This is a genomic window from Archaeoglobus profundus DSM 5631, assembly GCF_000025285.1.
In the GTDB taxonomy this organism is placed as follows: domain Archaea; phylum Halobacteriota; class Archaeoglobi; order Archaeoglobales; family Archaeoglobaceae; genus Archaeoglobus_B; species Archaeoglobus_B profundus.
On record NC_013741.1, the window covers coordinates 806,444 to 830,547 of the forward strand.

The 24,104-nt window shown below is 43.2% G+C and carries 24 protein-coding genes and 4 tRNA genes; 23 read left to right on the forward strand and 5 right to left on the reverse strand.

Going from position 1 to position 24,104, the window contains the following annotated elements; genetic code table 11:
- Window positions 1–50: 50 nt before the first annotated feature.
- On the forward strand, window positions 51–206 hold the full coding sequence (locus ARCPR_RS04805) for a 50S ribosomal protein L40e (RefSeq protein ID WP_012940360.1): 156 nt from the start codon (window positions 51–53) through the stop codon (window positions 204–206).
- Here ARCPR_RS04805 and ARCPR_RS04810 read toward each other — a convergent pair whose 3' ends face one another.
- Window positions 207–989 (reverse strand): ABC transporter ATP-binding protein, encoded by a 783-nt coding sequence (locus tag ARCPR_RS04810; protein ID WP_012940361.1) that lies wholly within the window; start codon window positions 987–989, stop codon window positions 207–209.
- Between the two features lie 38 nt (window positions 990–1,027).
- Here ARCPR_RS04810 and ARCPR_RS04815 point away from each other — a divergent pair, with 38 nt between their 5' ends.
- The 6 genes from ARCPR_RS04815 to ARCPR_RS10120 all read left to right on the forward strand — a co-directional run bounded on the left by ARCPR_RS04815 (window position 1,028) and on the right by ARCPR_RS10120 (window position 8,747).
- The gene (locus ARCPR_RS04815; RefSeq protein WP_012940362.1) at window positions 1,028–2,605 is read left to right on the forward strand and encodes an ABC transporter permease family protein; all 1,578 of its coding nucleotides are present in this window, start codon (window positions 1,028–1,030) and stop codon (window positions 2,603–2,605) included.
- On the forward strand, window positions 2,587–3,600 hold the full coding sequence (locus tag ARCPR_RS04820) for an ABC transporter permease family protein (protein WP_012940363.1): 1,014 nt from the start codon (window positions 2,587–2,589) through the stop codon (window positions 3,598–3,600). Before ARCPR_RS04815 ends, ARCPR_RS04820 begins: the two co-directional genes overlap by 19 nt.
- A 22-nt stretch (window positions 3,601–3,622) precedes the next feature.
- A complete protein-coding gene (locus ARCPR_RS04825) occupies window positions 3,623–6,208 on the forward strand; it encodes a UPF0182 family membrane protein (RefSeq protein WP_012940364.1) in 2,586 nt (861 codons plus the stop codon).
- The gene (locus tag ARCPR_RS04830) at window positions 6,205–7,287 is read left to right on the forward strand and encodes an MFS transporter (RefSeq protein ID WP_012940365.1); all 1,083 of its coding nucleotides are present in this window, start codon (window positions 6,205–6,207) and stop codon (window positions 7,285–7,287) included. The genes ARCPR_RS04825 and ARCPR_RS04830 overlap by 4 nt, the downstream gene beginning before the upstream one ends.
- Window positions 7,288–7,392: 105 nt before the next feature.
- Complete coding sequence (locus tag ARCPR_RS04835) at window positions 7,393–8,622, forward strand: carboxyl transferase domain-containing protein (RefSeq protein ID WP_012940366.1); 1,230 nt, start codon at window positions 7,393–7,395, stop codon at window positions 8,620–8,622.
- Window positions 8,619–8,747, forward strand: coding sequence for a hypothetical protein (locus ARCPR_RS10120; protein ID WP_012940367.1), 129 nt, complete (start codon window positions 8,619–8,621; stop codon window positions 8,745–8,747). The genes ARCPR_RS04835 and ARCPR_RS10120 overlap by 4 nt, the downstream gene beginning before the upstream one ends.
- Window positions 8,748–8,860: 113 nt before the next feature.
- Here the strand turns inward: ARCPR_RS10120 and ARCPR_RS04840 are convergent.
- Together ARCPR_RS04840 and ARCPR_RS10125 are read right to left on the reverse strand one after the other, a co-directional pair.
- Window positions 8,861–8,934: transfer RNA gene (locus ARCPR_RS04840), tRNA-Arg, on the reverse strand.
- Window positions 8,935–8,945: 11 nt separating this feature from the next.
- Complete coding sequence (locus ARCPR_RS10125) at window positions 8,946–9,068, reverse strand: hypothetical protein (RefSeq protein WP_280959699.1); 123 nt, start codon at window positions 9,066–9,068, stop codon at window positions 8,946–8,948.
- Between the two features lie 244 nt (window positions 9,069–9,312).
- On the opposite strand from ARCPR_RS10125, the gene ARCPR_RS04845 reads away from it, so the two are divergent.
- The 14 genes from ARCPR_RS04845 to ARCPR_RS04910 all read left to right on the forward strand — a co-directional run bounded on the left by ARCPR_RS04845 (window position 9,313) and on the right by ARCPR_RS04910 (window position 22,964).
- The gene (locus ARCPR_RS04845) at window positions 9,313–10,071 is read left to right on the forward strand and encodes a 2-amino-3,7-dideoxy-D-threo-hept-6-ulosonate synthase (RefSeq protein WP_012940370.1); all 759 of its coding nucleotides are present in this window, start codon (window positions 9,313–9,315) and stop codon (window positions 10,069–10,071) included.
- Window positions 10,068–11,072, forward strand: a complete 1,005-nt coding sequence (locus tag ARCPR_RS04850) for a 3-dehydroquinate synthase II (protein ID WP_012940371.1) — start codon at window positions 10,068–10,070, stop codon at window positions 11,070–11,072. The genes ARCPR_RS04845 and ARCPR_RS04850 overlap by 4 nt, the downstream gene beginning before the upstream one ends.
- 56 nt (window positions 11,073–11,128) lie before the next feature.
- Window positions 11,129–11,202, forward strand: a tRNA-Lys gene (locus ARCPR_RS04855).
- Window positions 11,203–11,228: 26 nt separating this feature from the next.
- Window positions 11,229–11,519 carry a DNA-directed RNA polymerase subunit H gene (locus tag ARCPR_RS04860; RefSeq protein WP_012940372.1) on the forward strand — a complete coding sequence of 97 codons (291 nt, stop codon included), beginning with the start codon at window positions 11,229–11,231 and terminating at the stop codon, window positions 11,517–11,519.
- A 17-nt stretch (window positions 11,520–11,536) separates the two neighbouring features.
- The gene (locus ARCPR_RS04865; protein ID WP_012940373.1) at window positions 11,537–13,072 is read left to right on the forward strand and encodes a DNA-directed RNA polymerase subunit B''; all 1,536 of its coding nucleotides are present in this window, start codon (window positions 11,537–11,539) and stop codon (window positions 13,070–13,072) included.
- Window positions 13,073–14,884, forward strand: a complete 1,812-nt coding sequence (gene rpoB / locus ARCPR_RS04870) for a DNA-directed RNA polymerase subunit B (RefSeq protein WP_012940374.1) — start codon at window positions 13,073–13,075, stop codon at window positions 14,882–14,884.
- A gap of 9 nt (window positions 14,885–14,893) precedes the next feature.
- Window positions 14,894–17,509, forward strand: coding sequence for a DNA-directed RNA polymerase subunit A' (locus tag ARCPR_RS04875; protein ID WP_012940375.1), 2,616 nt, complete (start codon window positions 14,894–14,896; stop codon window positions 17,507–17,509).
- 1 nt (window position 17,510) lies between these two features.
- Window positions 17,511–18,644, forward strand: a complete 1,134-nt coding sequence (gene rpoA2 / locus ARCPR_RS04880; RefSeq protein WP_012940376.1) for a DNA-directed RNA polymerase subunit A'' — start codon at window positions 17,511–17,513, stop codon at window positions 18,642–18,644.
- Window positions 18,645–18,649: 5 nt separating this feature from the next.
- Window positions 18,650–18,928 carry a 50S ribosomal protein L30e gene (locus ARCPR_RS04885; RefSeq protein ID WP_012940377.1) on the forward strand — a complete coding sequence of 93 codons (279 nt, stop codon included), beginning with the start codon at window positions 18,650–18,652 and terminating at the stop codon, window positions 18,926–18,928.
- Window positions 18,929–18,953: 25 nt separating this feature from the next.
- On the forward strand, window positions 18,954–19,373 hold the full coding sequence (locus tag ARCPR_RS04890; protein WP_012940378.1) for a NusA-like transcription termination signal-binding factor: 420 nt from the start codon (window positions 18,954–18,956) through the stop codon (window positions 19,371–19,373).
- Between the two features lie 40 nt (window positions 19,374–19,413).
- Complete coding sequence (locus ARCPR_RS04895; protein ID WP_012940379.1) at window positions 19,414–19,842, forward strand: 30S ribosomal protein S12; 429 nt, start codon at window positions 19,414–19,416, stop codon at window positions 19,840–19,842.
- Between the two features lie 4 nt (window positions 19,843–19,846).
- A complete protein-coding gene (locus ARCPR_RS04900; protein ID WP_012940380.1) occupies window positions 19,847–20,431 on the forward strand; it encodes a 30S ribosomal protein S7 in 585 nt (194 codons plus the stop codon).
- Window positions 20,432–20,464: 33 nt separating this feature from the next.
- Window positions 20,465–22,654, forward strand: coding sequence for an elongation factor EF-2 (locus ARCPR_RS04905; protein ID WP_012940381.1), 2,190 nt, complete (start codon window positions 20,465–20,467; stop codon window positions 22,652–22,654).
- 31 nt (window positions 22,655–22,685) lie between these two features.
- Entirely contained in the window at window positions 22,686–22,964 is a 279-nt protein-coding gene (locus tag ARCPR_RS04910; protein ID WP_012940382.1) for an AF2331 family protein, read from the forward strand.
- Window positions 22,965–23,000: 36 nt separating this feature from the next.
- Here ARCPR_RS04910 and ARCPR_RS04915 read toward each other — a convergent pair whose 3' ends face one another.
- Window positions 23,001–23,288, reverse strand: coding sequence for a thioredoxin family protein (locus ARCPR_RS04915; protein ID WP_012940383.1), 288 nt, complete (start codon window positions 23,286–23,288; stop codon window positions 23,001–23,003).
- 73 nt (window positions 23,289–23,361) lie between these two features.
- Window positions 23,362–23,436 (reverse strand) — tRNA-Ile (locus ARCPR_RS04920).
- A 51-nt stretch (window positions 23,437–23,487) separates the two neighbouring features.
- Here ARCPR_RS04920 and ARCPR_RS04925 point away from each other — a divergent pair.
- Both ARCPR_RS04925 and ARCPR_RS04930 read left to right on the forward strand, forming a co-directional pair.
- The gene (locus tag ARCPR_RS04925; RefSeq protein ID WP_012940384.1) at window positions 23,488–24,000 is read left to right on the forward strand and encodes a tRNA (cytidine(56)-2'-O)-methyltransferase; all 513 of its coding nucleotides are present in this window, start codon (window positions 23,488–23,490) and stop codon (window positions 23,998–24,000) included.
- Between the two features lie 28 nt (window positions 24,001–24,028).
- Window positions 24,029–24,102, forward strand: a tRNA-Phe gene (locus ARCPR_RS04930).
- Window positions 24,103–24,104: the final 2 nt, after the last annotated feature.

The following is a 24,104-nucleotide window of genomic DNA, read 5'->3' on the forward strand; positions in this document are numbered from 1 at the left end:
TTAATATCTATCTACGAAACTGTTATATACAGTCTATAGAAGTGCAAGCCATGGCAAGGTTTCCAGAGGCGGAAGCGAGACTCTTCAATGTCAAGATATGCATGAGATGCAACGCGAGAAACCCCATGAGAGCTACAAGATGCAGAAAGTGCGGTTACAAGGGATTGAGACCGAAATCTAAGGAGAGGAAGGGTAAGAGGAAGTGATCATTTTCTCATTAATTCGAAGTATAGATCTTCGAGCCTCTTTACCTCCACATCTATACTCAGAACTTTTTCATTTCTCAGCACATCGACAAGTTCGCTAACATCGTTAGTCCTAACGACTCCTTTCTCAGTCTTAATCACGTAAGTCTTCAAGCCCCTTATCTCCTCAACGTCCCCCTCGTAGATAACTTCTCCCGATTTCATTATTACAACCCTATCGCAAAGGTATTCGACGTAGTAAAGGTTGTGGGCGGAAAACAGAATGGCCTTATTCTTTAAACTTTTCAGGAAGTCTGCGAGCGTTAGAGACACCATTGGGTCTAGGCCACTGAAAGGTTCATCGTATATCAAGTAATCTGGATTGTGGATGAGCGAACGAGCTACAGACACTTTTCTCTTCATTCCCTTGGACATTTCCCCTATCGCTTTATTCGGGATTCCAAGCTTGTCCATTATCTCTCTCTTAAATTTTACACCGTAGAGGCTTGCAAAGAATTTGAGATATTCCTCAGCTGTCATGTCATCGTAGAGGGCATCAACTTCGGGAACATATCCTATCCTACGCTTTAATTCATCCAAATTCGAAAAGAAGTCGACGCCATCGTACTCAACCACTCCAGAAGTAGGAGTTATTAGACCTACGAGTATCCTTATCGTAGTACTCTTCCCAGCTCCGTTCTCTCCTATCAAGCCGAGTATTTCCCCTCGCCTAACTCTGAAACTCACACCTTTCAAAGCTGTAAAGTCTCCGTAAGTCTTTACTAGTCCCTCAACTTTGAGCACGGACAAAGTTTTAAGTTAGGCTATTTATCTTTGATCGAATGCTAAAGATTGCAAAGCTCGAAATGAGGCTTAAGAAGGGATCAAAGAAAGTATCCTCAATCGCAATAGCTTCCCTCATTCTGACCTTAATGCTAATGTATCAGATAGCTTCAAGTGGAGTGAGGCTGGATGAGGGAATTTACTCATCAAACTTGGAGATAGGACACAGATCGTTCACAGTCTCAGAAAACCCAGACATACTGATCGAACACGGTAAGGTGTACTTAAGAGGAGACTTGAAAAGTTTATCAGCCTTTGATGAGTTTAGAAAATATCTAAGAGAGGAGTACAACAAGTGGATTTACGAAAAGTACGGTGAGAAGGCTTTTCCAGTGCTCGTAAATCTGCATGAGATTCCAACTGAGGTAAAGATTGCTATCAAGTCAATAGAAAGACCTGAGAAAGTTGTAACTCCTAAAGAAAAAGAAGTTGGAACTCCAAAGCCCGTAACAACCGTTGAGGAAAGAACGACAGTTGGAGAAAGTGAAACACAAGAAGTTGTGCCGACCTTTAAAGAGTTCAAAACCGAAGTAAGGTACACTATCCCTGAAAACCTGCAACCGCCGATACTTCTCGAAAAGTTTGTCTACGCATTTCTATTAGTGATGCCATTCTACTTCGTAGCACAGATATTTTCATCCTCATTCATGGAGGACAAAGTCAAAAGGAGGTTTGATGTTATTCTTACAGTCGTTTCAGCTAGAGAATTTTTGCTTGGGAAGATGATACCCTACGTAACCTTAGGATCGGCTATCTCGATCGCAATTGCTATAATCTTCGGTAAAGCTCTGATAATGGTTTTATTAATTTCAATCTTAATATTGATGTTATCGATAGATTCTTTCCTAGTTTTTCTTTCTAGGAGTTACAAGGAGATGTCGTTCATATCAGTTGTCGTTACTCTTGTTGTAACCGCTTACCTGTTCATTCCAGCCGTTTTCAGCTTCATACCCATGAGTAAACTTTCACCAGTAACACTCTTGGTCGAATCCATTGAAGGTGGTGAAACTGACCTAAGATATGTGCTCTTGTCTGTATCTCACCTAGCTTTAATGTCCTTCATTCTGATCAATCTTACATCAAACTCTTTCGAGTTCATGTACACACGTGGGTTAATTGAGAAGGTTGTTGAGCTAACGGCAAAGTTGACTGATAGATACTACAAGGTCTTTACGTTTGTGTTAGTCTCAATCCCTTTCGTCTTGTTGACAGAGTTATTTACCATAGCGATAACTTTTCCCTTAAGGGACTACATATTTCCAGTTCTGATAGTTTTAGCTCTTGTTGAGGAGTTCTTTAAGGGTTTATTCATCTACTCGGCAAGTATGAACAAGCTGAATCCTTACGTGTCCGCAATACTATCCGCTTCGGGGTTCTTTGTCGGAGAAAAATTGATACTAATTCCCCTTATACCCGCAAACGTCCTAAGCCTACTGCTATTACCACTTCTTGCACACATAGTTTCTTCATTGATCTTTGTTATAACCATGAAATGGGGGTTTAGAGTTGGTTTGGCAGTCTCGTCAATCCTACACTCAACATACAACGGGTTGATGGTATGGATGCTCTTAATATAGCCAAGAAGGATTTGAGAGCCTTAGCGAAGGAAAGGACCGTGTTAGTTGCCGTGCTCTTACTCATATCACTCTCATCACTTTCCCAAATCGTTGCAATGGGATTAACTATTTTGTACAGTCCAAGCTCCAGCGCCAATATTAAGATTGGTTTGGTTGGTAGTGCTCCTATTTTTGAACGGATTGCACACCCCGTTAAGTTTGATAGCTTGGAAGAGGCACTTGCAAGCTTAAAAGTTGGTGAAGTTGATGCGATTATAGTTTTGAATGAAAGTCTGAAAGAGATAAACTATGTTGACGTTTACATCCCAAAAGAAGATGTTAAAGCTGTAAAGGTAATTCCAGCCTTAAGAAAGATCCTTATGGATTATCAAGACACTTTGAGAGCCTATAGAGGAATACCGATTTTGAAGGTTGGAACGTACGATTTGAGCGGTAAACCTGTAGATGTTCCGGAGGGAATTTCTATCCAGTTCAGATTCATGTACACGGCGTTAATTCCGCTGATAGTCGTCTTAACTTCAATAATACTAGGCGTGTACATCATAGACATACTCTACGAAGAGCTCGGATGTTTGGAGGTCTTGCTCTGCTGTGTTCGATTAAGGGATGTTATACTTGCAAAGATTTTAGCAGTAACATTCGTTTCAGCAGCTCTAACTGCTACGTGGTTACTGGGATTGATTGCGAATGGTGTGAGTATTAATGTACCTCTGACTGTAATTTCGTCCTACATTACTTACATCCTTTCGGTTTCAGTAGCCATGATAGTTTTCAGATTTTCGAGAAATAGAGAGGAAGCTCAACTCATATACTCATTAATCTTCATACCCCTGATATTATCTCTCCTGACGTTCAGTCCATCTCCCTTGAGCTTAATCGTTAAATCATCTCTCTCCATTTTTGATCTTGCCATCGTAGCATTCTTAGCAATTGATCTTATCTTGATAACCCTAGCTATAAAGTTAGCTGAATTTGCAATGAGTAAAAATTTATAGGTGCCTTCGAGGAATGTAATAGATGAATTCGAAAAAGATTATCGCACTAATAATATTCACCCTAGCAGATTTAATCATCCTCGATGTATTTGTCAACGTTTACACAGAATATCTCTGGTTTGAATCTCTAAATTACGGGCACGTATTTATCGAAATGCTGAAGTATAAGCTTTTAACTTTCCTTCTAGCATTCTCAATCTCTTTTACCATTCTAACTCTAAATGCAGTTCTGCTCAAAAGAGCTATAATAGAGTTTATTGGCGAAAAGATAAGGTATTTCCACGAAATAGATGCAATAGTTTCCTTGATAGTTGCCTACGGATTTTCAGAATACTGGCTAAAGCTAGTGTTTTTCATGAATTCAACGGATTTCAATCTTAAAGATCCTATATTCGGTTACGATGTATCTTTCTTCGTCTTTAAGCTCCCATTTGTTGAAATAATTCTGCAGATCATTGCATTTTCAACTTTTCTGTGTTTTGTAAACGCCTTTACATACTACATCTACCACTTCAGATGGGTTAGAAGTTGGGAGGAATTTAAGGAGGTATTCCCAGATTTGGGTTACCTTCACATCTCGATACTCTCAGCTGTTGTATTCTTCTTGATTGGAATCTATCTGTACATTGAGAGGTTTGAGTTGCTATTTTCGCAACATGGTGTGGTTAGTGGTGCGAGTTGGGTAGAGGTAAATGTGCTGATGCCAGCCCTCCTCTTGATTTCTTTTGCATCATTCGGATTTGGCTTAGCTTGTCTTAAAATCAGGGGATTTGAGAGAGTTGCAATACTCTTCGGAATTTACATAATAGTTGTAGCGTTCACATTGGGTGTAATCCCATTTGCCGTTCAAAAGCTCAAGGTTGAACCAAATGAGCTTCAGATGGAGCGGGATTACATAAACTACAGCATTCACTACACAAGATTTGCATTTGGCTTGGATGAGATCAAGGAGTTTCCCTACGAAGTCAGGTACGATTTAAGCTATGAGAAGCTTGAAAAACACAAAGGAACGATTAGGAATGTAAGACTTTGGGATCACAGACCTCTCTTAGACGTTTACAGGCAACTGCAACAGATAAGAACATACTACTTTATTAGCGACGTTGATGTGGACAGATACTACATCGATGGAAATTACACTCAGGTGATGATTTCTGCAAGGGAGCTTTCAACAGATTTGTTACCAACAAGAGCCAAAACTTGGGTAAACGAACATCTTGTTTACACGCACGGCTACGGAGTTATAGCATCCCCCGTAAACGTTGTGTCAAGAGAGGGTTTACCAGATTTCATCATCAAGGACATACCTCCAAAGGGAAAGGTGAATGTTACAGAGCCGAGAATATACTACGGAGAGCTTACAAAGGATTATGTAGTTGTCAAGACCAAGCTTAAGGAGTTCGATTATCCCATGGGTGAAGAGAACATTTTCACAACGTATAACGGAACTGGAGGAGTTAGAATTGACGGCATTAAGAAGTTTCTATTCGCGATGCGCTTTGGAGATGTAAACCTGCTTCTAAGCCAGTACATAACGGATGAAAGCAGAATAATGATTCACAGGAATATAGTCGATAGGGTCAAAACTATAGCTCCATACCTCAAATACGACTCCGATCCGTATGTGGCAGTGATAGACGGTAAAATTTATTGGATAATAGATGCCTACACAATTCTCGACAGGTTTCCATATTCGGACATTCACGATGGTATCGCCTACATAAGAAACCCTGTCAAAGTATTTGTAGATGCGTACAACGGAACCGTAGAGTTCTACATCGTTCAGGAGGATGCAGTTCTAAAGACTCTTGAAAAGGCTTTTCCAATTTTTAAGAGAGATATGCCTAACGATTTCAGAAAGCATATAAGGTATCCTATAAACCTATTCGAGCTTCAGGCTAAGGTTTACGCGATATACCACATGACAAACGTTGAGACGTTCTATAATAGAGAAGATGCTTGGGAAATACCTCAAGAAGTCTTTGAGAGCACTAGAGTGCCAATGGAACCCTACTACGTCATTTTGAGTATTGAGGACAAGCCCGAGTTTGCCCTCATGATACCGTTTACACCCAAAGGTAGGGAGAACATGATAGCTTGGATGTGTGCTAGGTGCGATGAGCGTTACGGAGAAATAATAGTTTACGAGTTTCCGAAAGGAGAGCTAGTTTATGGACCTATGCAAGTAGAAGCGAGAATTGATCAGAATCCCGAAATTTCCAAGCTCTTTACACTTTGGGGTCAGGTAGGATCGAGGATAATAAGGGGCAATCTGCTAGTGATACCGATAGAGGGTTGTATACTCTACATCGAACCGATATACTTGAAAGCTGAGAAGTCGCACATTCCTGAGTTGAGAGGCGTTATAGTAGCTTATAACGACTACGTCGTAATGAGAGATACACTCGAGGAGTCCCTTAAAGCAATATTGGGCGAGAAGATTGAAAAGCCCGAGAAGGTTGAAAGTACGGAAGATTTGGTCAGAAAAGCTCTAGAGTATTACGAAAAGGCGATGGAGAGTGTTAGAAGTGGCAATTGGAGTGCCTTTGGAGAATTCTTGAGGAAGCTTGGTGAGACTCTGAGGTTGTTAAATGAGAGTGTAAGATGAAGGCGGTAATATTCGGTTCAACTCTGGCAGGCATAATGGGTGTTGCTATACTTTCTCCAGCCTTTCCAGAGGTTCAAAGAGCCTTGAATTTGAACGACTTTCAAGTTGGACTGTTAATAACAGTATTCACACTTCCGGGGATTTTCTTTGCTCCCTTAATGGGGTATCTAGCAGACAAATACGGGAGAGGAATACTGTTGTCAGCAAGTTTAATCTTATTCAGTCTTTCAGGATTTGCATGTGCCTTTGCAGATTACAGCACCATGCTTCTGCTGAGATTCGTTCAGGGAGTTGGTGGCTCCGCCTTAACGTCTTTAGCCGTTACGTTAATTGGTGACATCTTTGAAGGCATCGAGAGAGCTAAGATGCTAGGATACAATGCAAGCGTTCTGAGTATGGGTCTGGCATTTTACCCCCTTTTAGGGGGAATTTTGGCTGAGATAGACTGGAGACTGCCTTTCATAGCTTTCATTTCAGCCTTACCGATTGGTCTGATGGCTATTAGAATAAAGTCAAGGGGTCACCATAATAAATTCAGACTGGAAATTAATAGGGATATAATCGTAGCATTCGTATTGGGCTGTGCAGTCTTCATATTTACGTACGGTGTGTTCTACCTTTACGTTCCTCTAACCTTGGAAAATAAATTTAGAGCTAGCCCAATCTTAAGGGGTTTGGTTCAATCGTCAACCCTCATTTTCACAGCGCTGGTTGCTACAAGGCTTGGCACATTTGTTAGCAGATTTGGAGTATACAGAACAATAAGTTTCGGCTTTCTAGGTTACAGCCTATCCCTGCTTCTTATACCGCTCTCTCCCGACATATTAACAGCTACAATATCGACAACAATTTACGGTTTTGGACACGGAACAGTTTTGCCAGCCCTTCAGAACCTGTTGGTCGAGAGAACTAGTTTGGAAAGTAGAGCAACAGTAATAGCGACATACAATTCAATGATAAGGGTAGGCCAAACCGTAGGCCCAATTTTCGCGTCTTTGATAGGTTTCAACAGCTACTTCCTAGCCTCTCTGATGTCTTTGATACTCTTTGCAATTACGTTCAAATTCTGGAAAGGTTGAGTTGTTTCAGCAAATTTGTGTACTTCAAACTGGAGAAATTTGGCGGAGTTAAGTAGGGTGAATGAGTACGAAAATTATTTATTGTGATAGATTCCCCGCTGAAACATGATTGATCTTTTGCTTGATGAAGGTTCACAGTCCCGCTTCTCGGATGGTTACTTTGGAACCGTTGACGGTAGACCCGTATGCGTTCTCTATAAGGAAGGTGTATTCAGCGGTTGCAGTTGCAATGTGATCGATCTGGCTTTGAAGGTTGGAGTTCCGATTGTAAACATATTCAACTGCGAAGATTTTGAAATTAGCATGAAAACTCTTCTCGATACTTCAAAGTTCTTGACTAAGATGGGTTTAGCGAATGGTGTCATCCCCAGAATAACTGTCTTTCTCAACAAAGCGCATTGGTTGTTGAGTTATCAAACAGATTTCGTCGGGATGAGTGAAAACGTTGAATATAGCGTTGTTATGCCAGGAATAATAAAGTCCTTCACTGGAAAAGATGTTGAGATTTCAGCTGAGTTTCATGCAAAGTCTGGAAACTGCCATTTCATTGGAGAGAGCGATGAAGCCGTTTTGAGCTCCATTAGAAAACTTCTGAGCTTTCTACCTTTGAACAACATGGAAGACCCTCCACTTGCAGAGACGAGAGACGATGTTAGGAGAACAATAGATTTCGAAATTCCATCAGATCCCTATCAGCCCTTCGATATGAAAGCTCTAATAGCTCAAGTACTCGATGACGAGGATTTCTTTGAAATTCAGGGTAGCTACGCTCAGAACGTTATAACGGGTTTCGGTAGACTGGATGGAATGAGTGTGGGCATTGTAGCAAACGATCCCGCCTACAACTTGGGCTGTCTGGATGTGGAAGGAATTAAGAAGATGCTATCGTTTGTAAGGTTTTGCGATGCCTTCAACATACCAATCGTAAATTTCGTAGACACACCCGGATTTTTACCGGATTTCGATCAGGAGATTGGAGGTCTGGCTAAGTACATGAGTAGGCTTGTGGATATATATTCGCAGGCAACAACCCCTGTGATTTCTGTCGTCGTTAGAAAAGCATATTCAAGCTTCGTCGTAATGGGTTTAACTGGATCTGATTTCATTTTTGCCTACCCTAATGCGGAGTTTGCCGTAGTAGATGCCGATACAGATTCCACTAAGCTTGAAAAAGATAGAGGTGATTACGTCAAAGAATTTAGAGAGAAAGCTTTTGAAATGTTCGTTAACGAAGTCATAGACATTAAGTGGACTAGAGCCAAGTTGATAAATACCCTCAGATTACTCGAAACTAAGAGGAAGAAGCTACCTCCAAAGAAGTGTGATGTGATATGACTCCAGAGGAGTTCTTGGCATGTGTTGCGGCAATTAAGAAGTATTTAGAGGACAAGAAGAACATGCCAAACGATTACGTCAGGCAGATAAGCTACTGGAAACGCTTAGGGAGGATGAGACTGTGAAGTACAGAATTAAGGTCTTGGGAAAAGAGTACGAAGTTGAAGTCGATGAAGTTTATAAGAATGTTTTTGAAGTAGTTGTCAACGGTAAGAGGGCAATAATTAAATTGGAGTGATGCCCCCGCCGGGATTCGAACCCGGGTCTGGGAGTCCGCAGCCCCCAAGGATATCCAAGCTACCCCACGGGGGCATTAAAAAAAGTTAGAACTTCTTTTCTCTCTTTCTTCTTCTCTTCGGTCTATCGTTCAGCAATTCCTCGAACTCCTCATCCGTTACGGGTCTCAAGTTTTCTAGCTCTTCCTTCAATCTCCTCTCCCACTTCATCCCTAAACCTTAAGCTTTCAAAGGGGGTATATAACTTTAATGCAGTAGGCATAATCCCATTCTATGAGAACGTTCCCACAAAATGGAACAAATCGAAATGTTTAAATATTGCCTTAGCTAGTCGATTCGTGATGCATAAGATGAAAATACCCTATAACCCTTGGAGCTTTTTCTTCTTTAGCTTTAGCTTCTAATACGTGCAAGGTCTTTCCTAAATCTCTACAACCTTCGGGGGTGTTTTGCCATGTCCAAAAAAAGGCGCTTGAAAAGGGTTTTGCGGGATGGAAGGACTGTGATAGTACCGATGGATCACGGAGTATCCAAACCAATAGCGGGGCTTGAGGAGGTTGAGAGAATTCTTAAGGAGATAGATGGAATTGTCGATGCGGTGGTTCTGCATAAGGGGGTAGCTAAAAGGGTTGATTACGTGAACGAAATGGATATGGGGCTTATAGTCCATCTGAGTGCTTCAACATGCTTGGTTGAACCAAACGAAAAGGTGTTGGTTACTTCAGTTGAGAAGGCTATAAAGCTTGGTGCCGATGCCGTAAGCATTCACGTAAACTTGGGGAGCAAAACCGAAAGAGAGCAGTTGAGAGATTTGGGGATAGTTTCGGAGATATGTGACGATTGGGGCATTCCGTTACTTGCAATGGTTTACGCGAGGGGGGAAGGCTTGAACGAAAGGGATCCCGAGCTAGTCAAGCACTGCGTTAGAGTTGCGTATGAGCTTGGAGCAGATATTGTGAAAACTGCTTACACAGGAAGTGTAGAAAGCTTTGCAGAGGTCGTGGAACTTGCAGAAATCCCAGTGGTAATCGCCGGGGGTAGCAAGAAGAGCGAGTTTGAAATTTTGAGAGAAGTAGCTGAAGCCATGAATGCCGGTGCAAGTGGAGTTGCAATAGGTAGAAACGTTTTCCAGCATAGAAATCCGAAGGCCATGGCAAAGGCTTTAAGGATGATAGTTCATGAAAATGCGAGCTTGAAAGAGGTGATAATTTGAAGGAGATTTGGCTATTAGCTTTGGGTGAGAACTGGGAAGATGAGAAGGAGAAGATAAAGGATGCCATTGAAATAGGATTTACGGGAGTTGTCGTCAGGAAAGAGTTCGAAGATTTAGCTAAAAAGCTTGGAAGGATAAAGGTCTTTGGGGTTGAGGATGGCGTTGGAGAGAACGCGATATTCTTTGAGATAGAATCAGCTGAGGATCAGAACAAAGCTGTTGAGCTTTCTGAAAAGTTCGATTATCTCTTCCTGAAGTTTTCAGATTGGAAGGTAATACCGCTCGAAAACCTCATAGCGATGAAGAAGAAAGCCAAGCTTATAGCTATAGTGAACGATTTAGATGAGGCAAAGGTAGTTCTGACCACGCTTGAGAAAGGTGCAGATGGAATTGCTATCGCAGAGGATAGGAGAGAAATGATGAGAAGGTATTACGAGCTCGCAAGTGGAGAAAAAGGCTTTGTGGAGCTTAAGAGGGCTAAGATAGTTGAGATAAAGCCCCTTGGAGTTGGAGACAGAGTTTGTATTGACACCGTGACGTTGATGGGTGTTGGAGAAGGAATGCTCGTTGGCAATAGAGCTGGTTTCATGTTTTTAGTTGCGAGTGAGAGTGAAGAGAGCGAGTATGTTTCATCAAGACCCTTTAGAGTAAATGCTGGGAGCGTTAATGCATACATAAAGGTAGGAGATAGGACAAAGTACTTGGCTGAGCTTAAGGCGGGAGATTCAGTTGAAATAGTCAACTACAAGGGAGAAACAAGGAGAAGCTATGTCGGGAGAGTTAAGATAGAGAAAAGACCGTTAATATTGATTAGGGCTGTTGCCAACGGAGAAGAAGGAACTGTAATACTTCAGAATGCGGAGACGATTAAATTAGTTAATCCAGAGGGTAAGCACGTTTCAGTTGCGAATCTAAAGGAGGGAGACGAGGTTTTGGTTTGGATCGGAGAAAAGGCAAGACACTTCGGCGTAGGTATAGACGAATTTATAATTGAGCGTTGATGTTCATCTTTTTCGGAGTAAAAGATTTATATCGATATCCTACCCTATTTCATTGTGGGCTCGTAGCTCAGCCAGGTAGAGCAACGGGCTTTTAACCCGTTGGTCGCGGGTTCAAATCCCGTCGAGCCCGCTCCCACCAAAATTTGGTGATGAACTATGAAGATAAGGCTTCAGGATCATATCTTGGTTCCAAAGCATGAACTACTGAGTGAAGAAGAGAAGGAAGAAGTACTTAAGCTACTTGGCATAAAACCCGAACAGTTACCGAAAATAAGAGTAGATGACCCAATAGCCAAAGAGATAGGGGCTAAGGTGGGAGATATTGTTAGGATAATAAGGGAAAGCCCTACTGCTGGCGTTAGTATTACATACAGATATGTCGTCCCCCCTGTTGTTGTTAAGGTTGAGGAGGAGAGAGTTGAGGAGGAAGAAGAGGAAGAAGAGTGAAAATTTTGGTGATAGCCATGTTGGATAGGCGTGTTCTGGCGAGAGCTTACTTTACCCACGATCGACTCGTAAGGCATCAGATAGACTCGTACAATAGATTCCTAGATGAGGGACTGCAGAGAGTAATAGATGAGCAGAGAATAATAGAGCTTGACATACCAAACACCTACGTAAAGCTTGGAAGAGCTTGGGTTGGTAAGCCAATAGTAAAGGAAGCTGATGGAATAAGGAGACTTCTCTTGCCCGCAGAGGCTAGACTAAGAAATCTAACCTATGCAGCACCAATATATGTTGAAGCTCAAGTTGTTGATGAGGGTAAGGAGCTGGAGTGGGAGACCGTTGAGATAGGCATGTTGCCAGTGATGGTAAAATCGAAGATCTGCAACCTCCATCCAGACAACATAGATGAGGCTTTGAAAGCATTCAGAAGAACCGATAACATTCCAGATGACTACGAAAAGAAGCTGTGTTTAGCAGGAGAAGATCCTCTCGATCCCGGTGGCTATTTCATTATAAACGGAACTGAAAGGGCTCTGGTAACCTTGGAAGATTTAGCTCCAAACAAGATCCTCCTCGAAAAAGAGGAGAAGTACGGTGAAGAGTTTGAAGTAGCGAAGTGTTTCAGTCAGAAGGCTGGTTACAGGGCATTGGTTGTTGTTGAAAGAACGAGAGGTAACATTTTGGAAGTTACATTCCCGCAACTGCCAAAGCCGATCCAATTCGTAGTTCTGATGAGAGCTTTGGGTGTAGAAAGCGATAAAGAGATTGTTGAGATGGTCAGCACGAATCCTGAGATAATGAAGTTCATGCTCGAAAACTTAGAGGTTGCTGAAGTAGAAACGCAGGAGGAAGCAATAGATTACATAGGGAGGAGAGTTGCTCCCGGTCAGAGTAGAGATTACAGGATTCAGAGAGCAAATCAAGTCTTGGATCAGCACTTCCTACCTCATTTGGGAACTGAGCCAGAGGCGAGAAGAGCCAAAGCGTTCTTCCTAGCCAGAATGGCTGAGATGGTTTTTGAGTTGCATTTGGGATTGAGAAGAGAAGACGACAAGGATCATTACGCTAACAAGAGGTTGAAGCTTGCTGGCGATTTAATAGAGGAAATATTCCGTGTAGCTCTGCTTAGGCTTATAAAGGATGTGAAGTACCAGCTTGAGAGGGCCAAGGCGAGAGGAAGACCAATGAAAATGACAACAGCTGTTAGAGCAGATGTCCTCACCGATAGAATAATGCATCCTATGGCTACTGGAAACTGGGTCGGTGGAAGGACGGGAGTTTCACAGCTTATCGATAGACACAATTACATGTCAATTCTGTCCCACCTCAGAAGAGTTGTTTCTCCTCTCTCAAGATCACAGCCACACTTCGAAGCGAGAGACTTGCACCCAACTCAGTGGGGAAGGCTCTGTCCTAACGAAACTCCTGAAGGTCCGAACTGTGGTTTAGTAAAGAACTTTGCTCAATATGCAGAAGTTAGTGTTGGATGTGATGAAGAGAATGTTAAGAAGACGTTATTCAGCTTGGGTGTCGAGCCCATAAGGGGTGGTTAAATGAGGAAGTGTAGAGTTTACGTTAACGGAGCCTTAATAGGATTTCACGATGATGGACAAAAGTTAGCTGAAATGATTAGAGAGTTAAGAAGAAAGGGAAAAATTTCAGATCAGGTTAACGTTGCTTACTACCCAGATTCCAATGAGGTCAGGATAAATACCGATCCGGGAAGGGCGAGAAGACCGCTTATAGTCGTTAAAGATGGAAAGCCTTTGGTAACTGAGAAAGACATAGAGAAGCTTAAGAGAGGAGAGATAACATTTTACGACTTGGTTAAGCAGGGTAAGATTGAATTTCTGGATGCTGAAGAAGAAGAGAATGCCTACATAGCTGTGAATGAGGAGGATTTAACCCCTGAACACACACACCTTGAACTCGATCCATCGTTGATAGCGGGAATCTGTCTGGGTTCAATCCCTTATCCAGAGTACAACGCATCTCCACGTAACACGATGGGTGCCGCAATGATAAAGCAGAGCTTGGGTCTACCGTATTCAAGCTTACACTGGAGAACTGATACGAGAGGACACCTAATGCACTATCCGCAGATCCCCATAGTGACTACGGATACTCAGAAGGAGATCAGATTTGATGAGAGACCTGCCGGTCAGAATTTCGTTGTGGCTGTTTTGAGTTACGAAGGTTACAACATAGAAGATGCCATAATTTTGAACAAGGCAAGCGTAGATAGGGGATTGGCAAGAACGCACTTCTTCAGAACTTACGAAGCTGAAGAGTTGAGGTATCCCGGAGGTCAGGAGGACAGATTCGAAATTCCTCCGTCAGATGTTGCCGATTACAGAGGAGCAGAAGCTTACAAGAATTTGGATGAAGATGGTCTGATATTCCCCGAAACTGAAGTGGGTCCAGATGACGTTTTAATAGGAAGAACATCACCGCCTAGATTCCTAGAAGAACCAACGCTTGGAATTTCACCGCAGAAGAGGAGAGAAAGCTCAATAACTATGAGAAGCAACGAGAAGGGTATAGTGGATGCGGTATTTCTGATGCAGTCGGAAAGTGGTTCAAAGTTGGCTAAAGTTAGAGTTAGAGACTTGAGAATTCCAGAGATTGGTGACAAATTTGCTTCAAGGCATGGACAGAAAGGAGTTGTTGGCTTGATAGTTCCTGAAGAGGATATGCCTTGGACTGAATCAGGAATAGTTCCGGACATGATAATCAATCCTCACGCAATTCCATCAAGAATGACCGTTGGACACATACTGGAGATGATAGGTGGAAAGGTTGGCTGTTTGGAGGGAAGGAGAGTAGATGGAACAATATTCCACGGAGAAAAAGAGAAAGACCTTAGAGAGGTTTTGAAGAAATACGGATTTGTCCATACCGGTAAGGAAGTCATGTATGATGGAATAACCGGTAAGAGGTTTGAGGTTGATATATTCGTTGGAGTAATCTACTACCAGAAGCTCTACCACATGGTCGCGAATAAGATACATGCAAGGAGCAGAGGACCTGTGCAAATCTTAACGAGACAGCCCACCGAAGGAAGGGCAAGGAAGGGAGGTCTGAGACTGGGAGAGATGGAGAGAGATGTGTTGATAGGGCACGGTGCCGCACTGCTTTTGAAGGATAGACTGCTCGAGGAATCGGACAAGGTTGAGGTGTGGGTTTGCGCGAAGTGTGGTCACGTAGCAACTTACGATTACAGGAGGAACACAGCTTATTGCCACGTGTGTGAGGATGACAGCCATGTGTATAAGGTTGAGATGAGTTACGCATTCAAGTTGCTCTTGGATGAGTTGAAGTCCATGCTTATAGCACCTCGATTGATACTTGGAGATAAGGCGTGAGGTGGTGATATGGTTCCAAAGAGAATTTCCGCTATCAGGTTTGAAGTTTTAAGTCCTCAGGAAATCAGGAGGATGAGTGTAGCCAAGATAGTCTCGGCTGAAACTTACGATGACGACGGATTTCCAATTGAAGGAGGATTGATGGATCCCCGTTTAGGAGTAATTGATCCCGGTTTGAGGTGCAGAACTTGTGGAGGTAAAGCGGGAGAGTGCCCGGGACACTTTGGACATATAGAGCTGGCAGCTCCAGTCATTCACGTAGGTTACGCTAAACTCATAGCAAAGCTGTTGAACGCTACGTGTAGGGAATGCGGTAGGCTGAGACTACCAGATAAGGTCAGAGACAAGTTCTTGGATGAAATAGAGAGAAGGAAAGAGTTAGGACAAGATTACGATGAAATAATAAAGGACGTTTACAGGAGGGCTAAAGCTGTAAAGAAGTGTCCACACTGTGGTGCTGAAGCTGTTGAGGTGAAGTTTGAAAAACCAACGTTTTACTACATAGACGAGCATAAACTTACACCCTTAGATGTAAGAGAATGGCTCGAAAAGATCCCCGACGACGATTTGCCAGTTCTGGGAATAGATCCCAAAGCCTGTAGACCCGAATGGCTCGTAATTACAGTTCTCCCCGTTCCTCCAGTCACAGTAAGACCTTCCATAATTCTTGAGACCGGTCAGAGAAGTGAAGATGATCTAACACACAAATTGGTAGATATAATCAGGATAAACCAGAGATTCTTAGAGAATAAGGAGGCTGGTGCTCCTCACCTAATATTGGAGGACCTCTGGGAACTATTACAGTATCACGTGACAACGTACATCAACAACGAGGTCAGCGGAATTCCTCCGGCGAGGCATAGAAGTGGAAGACCTCTCAAAACTCTTGCACAGCGTTTAAAGGGTAAGGAGGGTAGGTTTAGAGGTAGCTTAAGCGGTAAGAGAGTTAACTTCTCGGCGAGAACTGTCATAAGTCCCGATCCTTGCATAAGCATAAACGAGGTTGGAGTCCCCAAAGAAATTGCCGAAGAGCTTACAGTCCCAATCTATGTAACGGAAAGGAACATAGAGGAGGCTAGGGAGTACATACTTAGAACTGAGCATCCGAAAGCGAACTATGTGATAAGGCCAGATGGAAGGAGAATTAGAGTAATGGACACAAATAGAGAGGAATTGGCTGAGAAGCTTGAACCGGGATGGATTGTCGAGAGACAGCTCAAGGATGGAGATATTGTTCTGTTCAACAGACAGCCATCTCTGCACAGAATGAGCATCATGGCTCACTACGTAAGAGTTCTACCGGGCAAAACGTTCAGACTGAATCCTGCAGTTTGTCCTCCTTACAACGCAGACTTTGACGGAGATGAAATGAACTTACACGTACCTCAAAGCATAGAAGCGCAGGCAGAGGCTAAGATTTTAATGGCAGTGCAACAGCACATACTCTCTCCAAGATTCGGAGGGCCTATCATCGGAGGTATTCACGATCACATATCCGGTTTGTACTTACTCACAAGAGGAGAGAAACTCTTCAGTAAGGAGGAGGTAATGTATCTGTTGGGACCCTTCGATCTAAAGGAGTTGCCAGAGCCTAAGGTAGTCAAGGACGGAAAGCCGTATTGGACGGGCAAGCAGATATTCAGTGCAATACTGCCTGATGTAACGCTCGAATTTAAGGCTGAAATCTGTAAGGGTTGCAACGAATGTAAGAAAGAGAGTTGCGAGTACGACGCTTACGTAATAATCAAGAACGGAGAACTGATAAGGGGAACAATAGATGAAAAGGCTGTAGGAGCCTTCAAGGGAATAATAATTGACGAGATAGTTAGGAAGTATGGCAACGACGTTGCGAAGAAGTTCATAGATGACATGACTCACTTGGCTATTAGAGCAATAATGCTTACCGGATTCACAATTGGAATAGACGATGAAGATCTGCCGGAAGAGGCGATAGCTCAGGTCAAGGAGATTATAGCCGAGGCTGAAAAGAAGGTCATAGATCTCATAAAAGCTTATAGAGAAGGAAACCTCGAGCCAATGCCGGGCAGAAGCTTAGAGGAAACTCTTGAAATGATGATCATGCGTGAGCTTGGAAGAGCGAGAGACATGGCCGGAAGAGTGGCTGAAAAGTTCTTAGGTTACAACAACCCGGCCGTTATCATGGCTGTGAGCGGTGCAAGAGGTTCGATGCTCAACCTTACTCAGATGTCAGCATGTATTGGACAGCAGTCGGTCAGAGGAGAGAGGATCAACAGAGGTTATACATATACAAATAGAACCCTACCACACTTCAAGCCCGGTGATCTGAGCGCTAGAGCAAGAGGATTCGTAGAGAGCAGTTACAAGAGAGGATTAAATCCAATAGAATTCTTCTTCCACGCCATGGGTGGTAGAGAGGGACTGGTTGACACGGCATGTAGAACCTCGATAAGCGGTTATCTGCAGCGTAGAATGATCAACGCTTTGCAGGACATAAAGGTCGAGTACGACGGAACTGTCAGAGAGCAGACCTCAGAAACTGTTGTTCAGTTCAGATACGGTGAGGATGGAGTGGATCCGATGAAGAGCTTTAGAGGTAAGTCGGTCGATATTGATAGGATAGTTAAAGAGATAATGGGTGGTTGAAATGTACGATGATCTTTTGAAAGATGTTCCCCTTCCAAAACACGTTAAGGATAACATAAAGAAGAAGCTTGAGGAAATTAAGGCTGATGAGGAAACGGCTAGAGAGATCATTAACAGATGTGTCGAAGTATACTACAGGAACCTCGTAGAGCCCGGAGAGGCTGTAGGAATTATTGCTGCGCAGTCCATAGGAGAGCCAGCAACGCAGATGACGATGAGAACGTTCCACTATGCTGGAGTAGCTGAAATAAACGTTACACTCGGTCTACCTAGGTTGATCGAGATTCTCGATGTAAGGAAGAAGCCATCAACACCGATGATGACAATAAGACTCCTTCCAGAATACGCAAAGGATAAGGAGAAGGCTAAGGAGGTCGCAAGAAGGATAGAAGCTACACACGTAACGGATGTAGCAGATATATCCGTCGATATATATGGTCTAAAGATAATAATCAAACCAGATGAGAAGGCTTTGAAAGAGAAGAGTCTGACTGTTGAAAGCCTAAAGAAGACATTGGAAAGGAAGCTAAAAACAGAGATTGGGGAAGAGAACGGCAACCTAGTAATTCAGGTTTCTCCAGATGTCGATAAGCCATATAAGACACTAATGGACATATTCGACAAACTGAAGAAGGAGGTAATAGCCGGAATAAAGGAGATAAAGAGAGTGATAATAAGGAAAGAAGGCGATGAGTATGTTCTGTACACTGAAGGATCCAATCTCAAGAAAGTTATGAAAGTAAAGGGTGTTGATTTTACCAGAACGCTAACGAACGACATATACGAGATATACGAAGTTTTGGGAATAGAGGCGGCGAGAGCTGCGATAATAAAGGAAGCCAAAGAGACTTTGGAAGAACAGGGTTTGGATGTTGATGTAAGACACATAATGCTCGTAGCCGATGTCATGACAGCCGATGGTTATTTAAAGCAGATAGGTAGGCATGGTGTTGCCGGGGCTAAGCAGAGCATACTCGCAAGGGCAGCGTTCGAGGTGACGGTAAACGTCTTACTCGATGCGGCTGTGAAGGGGGAGGTGGATTACCTGAAGGGTATAACCGAAAACATAATCGTCGGCCAGCCTATAAAGTTGGGAACGGGAGATGTTGAATTGGTGTACAAGCCTAAGAGGTGAAGGGTATGGACGTTGAGAAGGTGCTCAAGAAGGCTCTGAAGGGGAAGGTGTATTTCGGTAGCAAGAGGACTATAAAGGCCTTAAAGAGAGGGGAAGCTAAGTTGGTGATAGTGTCCGCAAACTGTCCGAAAGACATCAGAGAAAAGATAGAGAAATACAAGAAGAATGTTCCGGTGCTAGTCTATCCCGGGACAAACATGGAACTTGGTGCAGCATGTGGAAAACCCTTCAGCGTAGCATCTCTAGCCGTAATAGATGCAGACATAGAGTTGCTCACAGTCTAAACTTCAATTTTTGAGAGGGATAGATATGGGAGTTAAGCTATCTGAGGAGAGTATAAGATATTTGACCCTTTTTGAAAGTCTAACCGGTGCAAGCGTTAAGGACTGTATCGTTCAAGATGATAAGGTCATATTTGTCGTCAAGAAAGGAGATATGGGATTGGCAATAGGAAAAGGGGGAATAAATGTTGAAAGAGCCAGAGAAATTATTGGAAAGAAGATAGAAATAATAGAACACTCCGACAATCCTGAAGAGTTTATTGCAAACATATTCAAGCCTATAAAGGTTAACGTCAAGATTATTGAGAAAGGTGGCAAGAAGATAGCTATTGTGAGTGTAAATCCACAGTACAAAGGTTTGGTAATAGGGAAGGGAGGTAAGAACATAAACAAGGCTAAAGAGCTTGCTAAGAGGCATCACGATATAGACGACGTCATAGTTAAATAGCGAGAAAGATTTTAAAAATCGATACTGGGAGGTGATGGTCATGGGATATGGGTTATTCGCTGCGAGGAAGTTGATCGAAAATAGGAAGAAGTTTAGGTGGAGCGATAAGAGATTCGTTAGAAGGATCCTCGGTCTGAAAGAGAAAGCTGATCCGTTAGAAGGTGCTCCACAGGCGAGAGGAATAGTACTCGAGAAAGTTGGAATAGAAGCTAGACAGCCAAACTCAGCTATTCGAAAGTGTGTCAGAGTTCAGTTAATCAAGAATGGAAGGCAGGTTACAGCGTTCTGTCCCGGTGACGGTGCTATAAACTTCATCGACGAGCACGATGAGGTAATCATTGAAGGTATTGGAGGTAGAATGGGAAGATCAATGGGTGACATTCCCGGTGTGAGGTACAAGGTCGTGAAAGTAAACGGTGTATCACTTGAAGAATTGGTAATGGGTAGGAAGGAGAAACCGCTCAGGTGATAGTATGAAGTACGGATTCACAAAAGAAGAGCTAAAGGTCTTCGGAAAGTGGGATGTCGAGGAGGTCGTTGTAAACGATCCAGCGCTGAAGAACTACATATGCCTAGAACCGAGGTTTGTCCCACATACGCACGGAAGACATGCAAATACTCCGTTTGCGAAGCAGAAGGTCTTCATCGTTGAAAGGTTGATAAATAAGGTGATGAGGAAGGGTAGAAACACTGGCAAGAAGCACCTAGCTTACGACATTGTCAGAGAAGCTTTTGACATAATTTATCAGAGAACGAAGAAGAACCCGATTCAGGTTTTGGTTGATGCTATAATAAATGCAGGGCCAAGAGAAGAGGTAGTTAGGCTCAAATACGGTGGTATCGCTGTTCCTAAATCTGTTGATACTTCTTCTCTTAGAAGAGTTGATGTTGCCTTGAGGAACATATGTGAAGGTGCTAGGCAGAGGGCTTTCAAGAATCCTAAGAGTATCGCAGAGTGCTTGGCTGAGGAGCTGATCTTAGCTTCGAAGAACGACCCGAAGAGTTATGCTGTAGCTAAGAAGGAGGAAGTTGAAAGAATTGCCAAGTCTGCGAGGTAACCTTTTTTAAACCTTTATCGTAGGTGTTGAGTTATGACGAGGGCAAAGAAGATGATCGACAAGATCAAGGAACTGATGTACATGCCAGAGAGGATCAGAAACATGGGCATAGTCGCGCACATCGACCATGGTAAAACCACATTATCTGATAACTTGCTGGCTGGAGCTGGGATGATCAGTGAGGAGTTAGCTGGACAGCAGTTGTACCTTGACTTCGATGAGCAGGAGAGGGAGAGAGGAATTACGATAAATGCCGCAAACGTTTCGATGGTTCACGAGTACAAGGGTAAGGAGTACCTTATTAACCTGATAGACACACCCGGTCACGTTGACTTCGGTGGTGACGTAACGAGAGCAATGAGAGCTGTAGATGGAGTAATAGTTGTAGTTGATGCAGTTGAGGGAGTGATGCCTCAGACCGAAACAGTCCTAAGGCAAGCTCTGAGAGAAAACGTTAAGCCTGTTCTGTTCGTAAACAAGGTTGACAGATTGATCAGAGAGCTTGAGCTTACTCCAGATCAAATGCAGGAGAGGCTTATCAAGGTCATAACAGAGGTAAACAAGCTGATAAAAGCGATGAAACCAGAGAAGTACAAGGAGTGGATGATAAAGGTTGAAGATGGAAGTGTCGCATTCGGTTCTGCCCTTTACAAGTGGGCTGTAAGCGTTCCAGCAATGAAAGAGACGGGCATAGGATTTAAGGAAGTTTACAAGTATTTGAAAGAGGATAACTGGAGAGAGCTGGCTAAGAAGTCTCCACTCCATAGAGTTGTACTGGATATGGTCATAAAACACCTCCCTTCACCTATAGAAGCACAGAAGGAGAGAATTAAGGTTATCTGGAAAGGAGACATAAACAGCCCAGAAGGGCAGGCAATGGTGAAATGTGATCCTAAAGGACCTGTTGCCTTGATGATAACGAAGATAATTATTGATCCTCATGCAGGTGAGGTTGCTGTCGGTAGGCTCTACAGCGGTACTCTCAGACCGGGAATGGAGCTTTACATAGTAGACAGGAAGGCGAAGAACAGAGTGCAGACCGTAGGAGTTTTCATGGGTCCCAAGAGGATTGAACTGCCAGAAGTCCCGGCTGGAAACATAGTCGCTGTAGTCGGTTTGAAGGATGCAGTCGCTGGTTCAACATGCTCAACACTTGAGAACTTCACACCGTTCGAGTCGATCAAACACATAAGTGAACCAGTAGTTACGATGGCCATAGAGGCTAAGAATCCAAGAGATCTGCCTAAGCTGATAGAGGTTTTGAGACAGCTGGCTAAGGAAGACCCAACACTCCACGTAACACTCAACGAGGAGACTGGTGAGCACTTGATAAGTGGAATGGGTGAACTACACTTGGAAGTTAAGGTTGAGAAGATCAGAAGAGAGAAGGGAATCGAGGTAATCACGTCACCACCAATCGTAGTGTTCAGAGAGACAGTTACCAAAACATCACCAGTTGTTGAGGGTAAATCTCCGAACAGGCACAACAAGTTCTACATAGTGGTTGAGCCACTACCACAGGAGGTTATTCAGCTGTTCAAGGAGGAGAATATAGACATAAGGAAGGCCGATAAGAAGGAGTTGAGAAAGAAGCTCATGGAAGCTGGATTAACTAAGGAGGAGGCTGACGGAATTCAGGATTACTACGAAGGTAACGTATTCTGCGATGTTACAAAGGGTATCCAGTACTTGCATGAAACGATGGACTTGATAATTCAGGGATTCAGGGAAGCTATGAGCGCTGGTCCTTTAGCTAAAGAGCCTTGCATGGGTGTGAAGGTTAAGCTTGTCGACTGTAAGTTGCACGAAGATGCAGTTCACAGAGGTCCAGCACAGGTTATTCCAGCTGTGAAGGGAGCGATATACGCCGCAATGTTGCAGGCAGGCCCAACTCTGCTTGAGCCATATCAGAAGGTTTACATCACAGTTCCACAGGACATGCTCGGAAACGTCACAAGAGAGATACAGGCTAGAAGAGGACAGATACTTGAAATGAGATCTGAGGGCGATCTAGTTACAGTAATAGCCAAGGCACCAGTTAAAGAGATGTTCGGATTCGCAAACGCAATTAGATCTGCGACAGCTGGAAAGGCCATGTGGAGCGTCGAACATGCAGGATTCGAGCCTGTACCTCAAGCTTTGCTCGAGCAGTTCATAATGGAGGTCAGAAAGAGGAAGGGACTGAAGCTCGAACTGCCCAAACCAGAGGACTTCCTACCTTAAAACTTTTATTTTTCTTTAACAAAATTTCTACATGCCTACATACGTGTTCAATGAAAACTCGTTCTTGGATTTCATCAAAAAGAATGTCGAAGGTAAAGTTGCAGTTGTCTCAAGCGATGTTCTAGATGTCGACATCGAGGAGATGGAAACACATCTGGGTGTCAAAAAGCACTTCGTTGTGAAGTTCGCGATATCAGCTGATGTTTTCAAAGAAGTAGATTTAGACAAGTTTGACGAGATCTTGAAGTACTGTGTCGTCTTTGTTGAATCTGATGAGCTTAGTGAAATAGGAAAGAAAGCTATGCGTTAATTAGGTCATTCGCCGTGGAAGCGGAACAACTGAGATTTATGGACATTTACCATAGCAGTTTGCTTTCAATTGCTTTTTAATGGCGGCTTCAGCTGTTTTCAGATCTGAGAATCCCATAAAGCCACCAATTACCTTACCATCTTTTACGAGGATTAATGTCGGGACAATTTCAATATTAAATTTTTCAGCTAAATCAGGATTTTTTGAAATGTTAACCACCTCAAACTCTATTGGAAATTTCCGTTTGAGTTCATTCAATACTATCTTTTCGAAAATTCTGCAATACGGACAGCTATCACTTGTAAATACTATTGCCTTTATCATCAAACTACGAGTTGCTTTCAATTTAAAAAGTTTCTTGGCTAATAAACTCTAGATAGCCATACACAACAAGATATGGGCCCGCGGGGATTTGAACCCCGGACCTTGCGCTTATCAGGCGCACGCTCTAACCAGGCTGAGCCACGGGCCCTCATGAATGAGGAAGGGTTCACAACTTAAATAGTTTACCATAACTTAGGGCATGGATATCTACGTCCTGAGGTTGGGGCATAGGCCCGAAAGGGACAAGAGGATTTCCACTCATGTAGCATTAACTGCGAGAGCTTTCGGCGCTAAGGGAATATACTTCGATACTTACGATAAGAAAGTGTTTGAGAGTGTTAGGGATGTCGTAAGAAGATGGGGTGGCGATTTCTTCATAGAGCAAGCCAACTGGAAGAAGCTTTTGAAAGATTTTGACGGTTTGAAAGTACACCTCACCATGTACGGCATTCCGCTAATTGAAAGGATAGACGAAATAAAGAAGCATGAGAAAATTCTTGTCGTAGTTGGTGCGGAAAAAGTGCCGTGGGAAGTTTACGAACTATGCGATATGAACATCGCAATAGGGAACCAACCGCACAGCGAAGTTGCAGCTTTGGCCGTATTCTTGGATAGGGTCTTGGATGGCTTGGTTTTTAGGTTGGAGTTTGAGGATGCAAAGATTAAGGTAATTCCATGTGAGAGAGGTAAGAGAGTAATAACCAAAAACTAAAAATACCCTATAGACTAGATATCATCAAGCCCGGGTAGCTCAGCCTGGGAGAGCGCGCGGCTGAAGACCGCGTAGTCCCCGGTTCAAATCCGGGTCCGGGCATA

Coding starts and splice junctions, on each gene's coding strand:
- ARCPR_RS04805 (WP_012940360.1), top strand. CDS start 51: ATGGCAAGGTTTCCAGAGGCGGAAGCGAGACTCTTCAATGTCAAGATA.
- ARCPR_RS04815 (WP_012940362.1), top strand. CDS start 1,028: ATGCTAAAGATTGCAAAGCTCGAAATGAGGCTTAAGAAGGGATCAAAG.
- ARCPR_RS04820 (WP_012940363.1), top strand. CDS start 2,587: ATGGATGCTCTTAATATAGCCAAGAAGGATTTGAGAGCCTTAGCGAAG.
- ARCPR_RS04825 (WP_012940364.1), top strand. CDS start 3,623: ATGAATTCGAAAAAGATTATCGCACTAATAATATTCACCCTAGCAGAT.
- ARCPR_RS04830 (WP_012940365.1), top strand. CDS start 6,205: ATGAAGGCGGTAATATTCGGTTCAACTCTGGCAGGCATAATGGGTGTT.
- ARCPR_RS04835 (WP_012940366.1), top strand. CDS start 7,393: ATGATTGATCTTTTGCTTGATGAAGGTTCACAGTCCCGCTTCTCGGAT.
- ARCPR_RS10120 (WP_012940367.1), top strand. CDS start 8,619: ATGACTCCAGAGGAGTTCTTGGCATGTGTTGCGGCAATTAAGAAGTAT.
- ARCPR_RS10125 (WP_280959699.1), bottom strand. CDS start 9,068: ATGAAGTGGGAGAGGAGATTGAAGGAAGAGCTAGAAAACTTGAGACCC.
- ARCPR_RS04845 (WP_012940370.1), top strand. CDS start 9,313: ATGTCCAAAAAAAGGCGCTTGAAAAGGGTTTTGCGGGATGGAAGGACT.
- ARCPR_RS04860 (WP_012940372.1), top strand. CDS start 11,229: ATGAAGATAAGGCTTCAGGATCATATCTTGGTTCCAAAGCATGAACTA.
- ARCPR_RS04865 (WP_012940373.1), top strand. CDS start 11,537: ATGTTGGATAGGCGTGTTCTGGCGAGAGCTTACTTTACCCACGATCGA.
- rpoB (WP_012940374.1), top strand. CDS start 13,073: ATGAGGAAGTGTAGAGTTTACGTTAACGGAGCCTTAATAGGATTTCAC.
- ARCPR_RS04875 (WP_012940375.1), top strand. CDS start 14,894: ATGGTTCCAAAGAGAATTTCCGCTATCAGGTTTGAAGTTTTAAGTCCT.
- rpoA2 (WP_012940376.1), top strand. CDS start 17,511: ATGTACGATGATCTTTTGAAAGATGTTCCCCTTCCAAAACACGTTAAG.
- ARCPR_RS04885 (WP_012940377.1), top strand. CDS start 18,650: ATGGACGTTGAGAAGGTGCTCAAGAAGGCTCTGAAGGGGAAGGTGTAT.
- ARCPR_RS04890 (WP_012940378.1), top strand. CDS start 18,954: ATGGGAGTTAAGCTATCTGAGGAGAGTATAAGATATTTGACCCTTTTT.
- ARCPR_RS04895 (WP_012940379.1), top strand. CDS start 19,414: ATGGGATATGGGTTATTCGCTGCGAGGAAGTTGATCGAAAATAGGAAG.
- ARCPR_RS04900 (WP_012940380.1), top strand. CDS start 19,847: ATGAAGTACGGATTCACAAAAGAAGAGCTAAAGGTCTTCGGAAAGTGG.
- ARCPR_RS04905 (WP_012940381.1), top strand. CDS start 20,465: ATGACGAGGGCAAAGAAGATGATCGACAAGATCAAGGAACTGATGTAC.
- ARCPR_RS04910 (WP_012940382.1), top strand. CDS start 22,686: ATGCCTACATACGTGTTCAATGAAAACTCGTTCTTGGATTTCATCAAA.
- ARCPR_RS04915 (WP_012940383.1), bottom strand. CDS start 23,288: ATGATAAAGGCAATAGTATTTACAAGTGATAGCTGTCCGTATTGCAGA.
- ARCPR_RS04925 (WP_012940384.1), top strand. CDS start 23,488: ATGGATATCTACGTCCTGAGGTTGGGGCATAGGCCCGAAAGGGACAAG.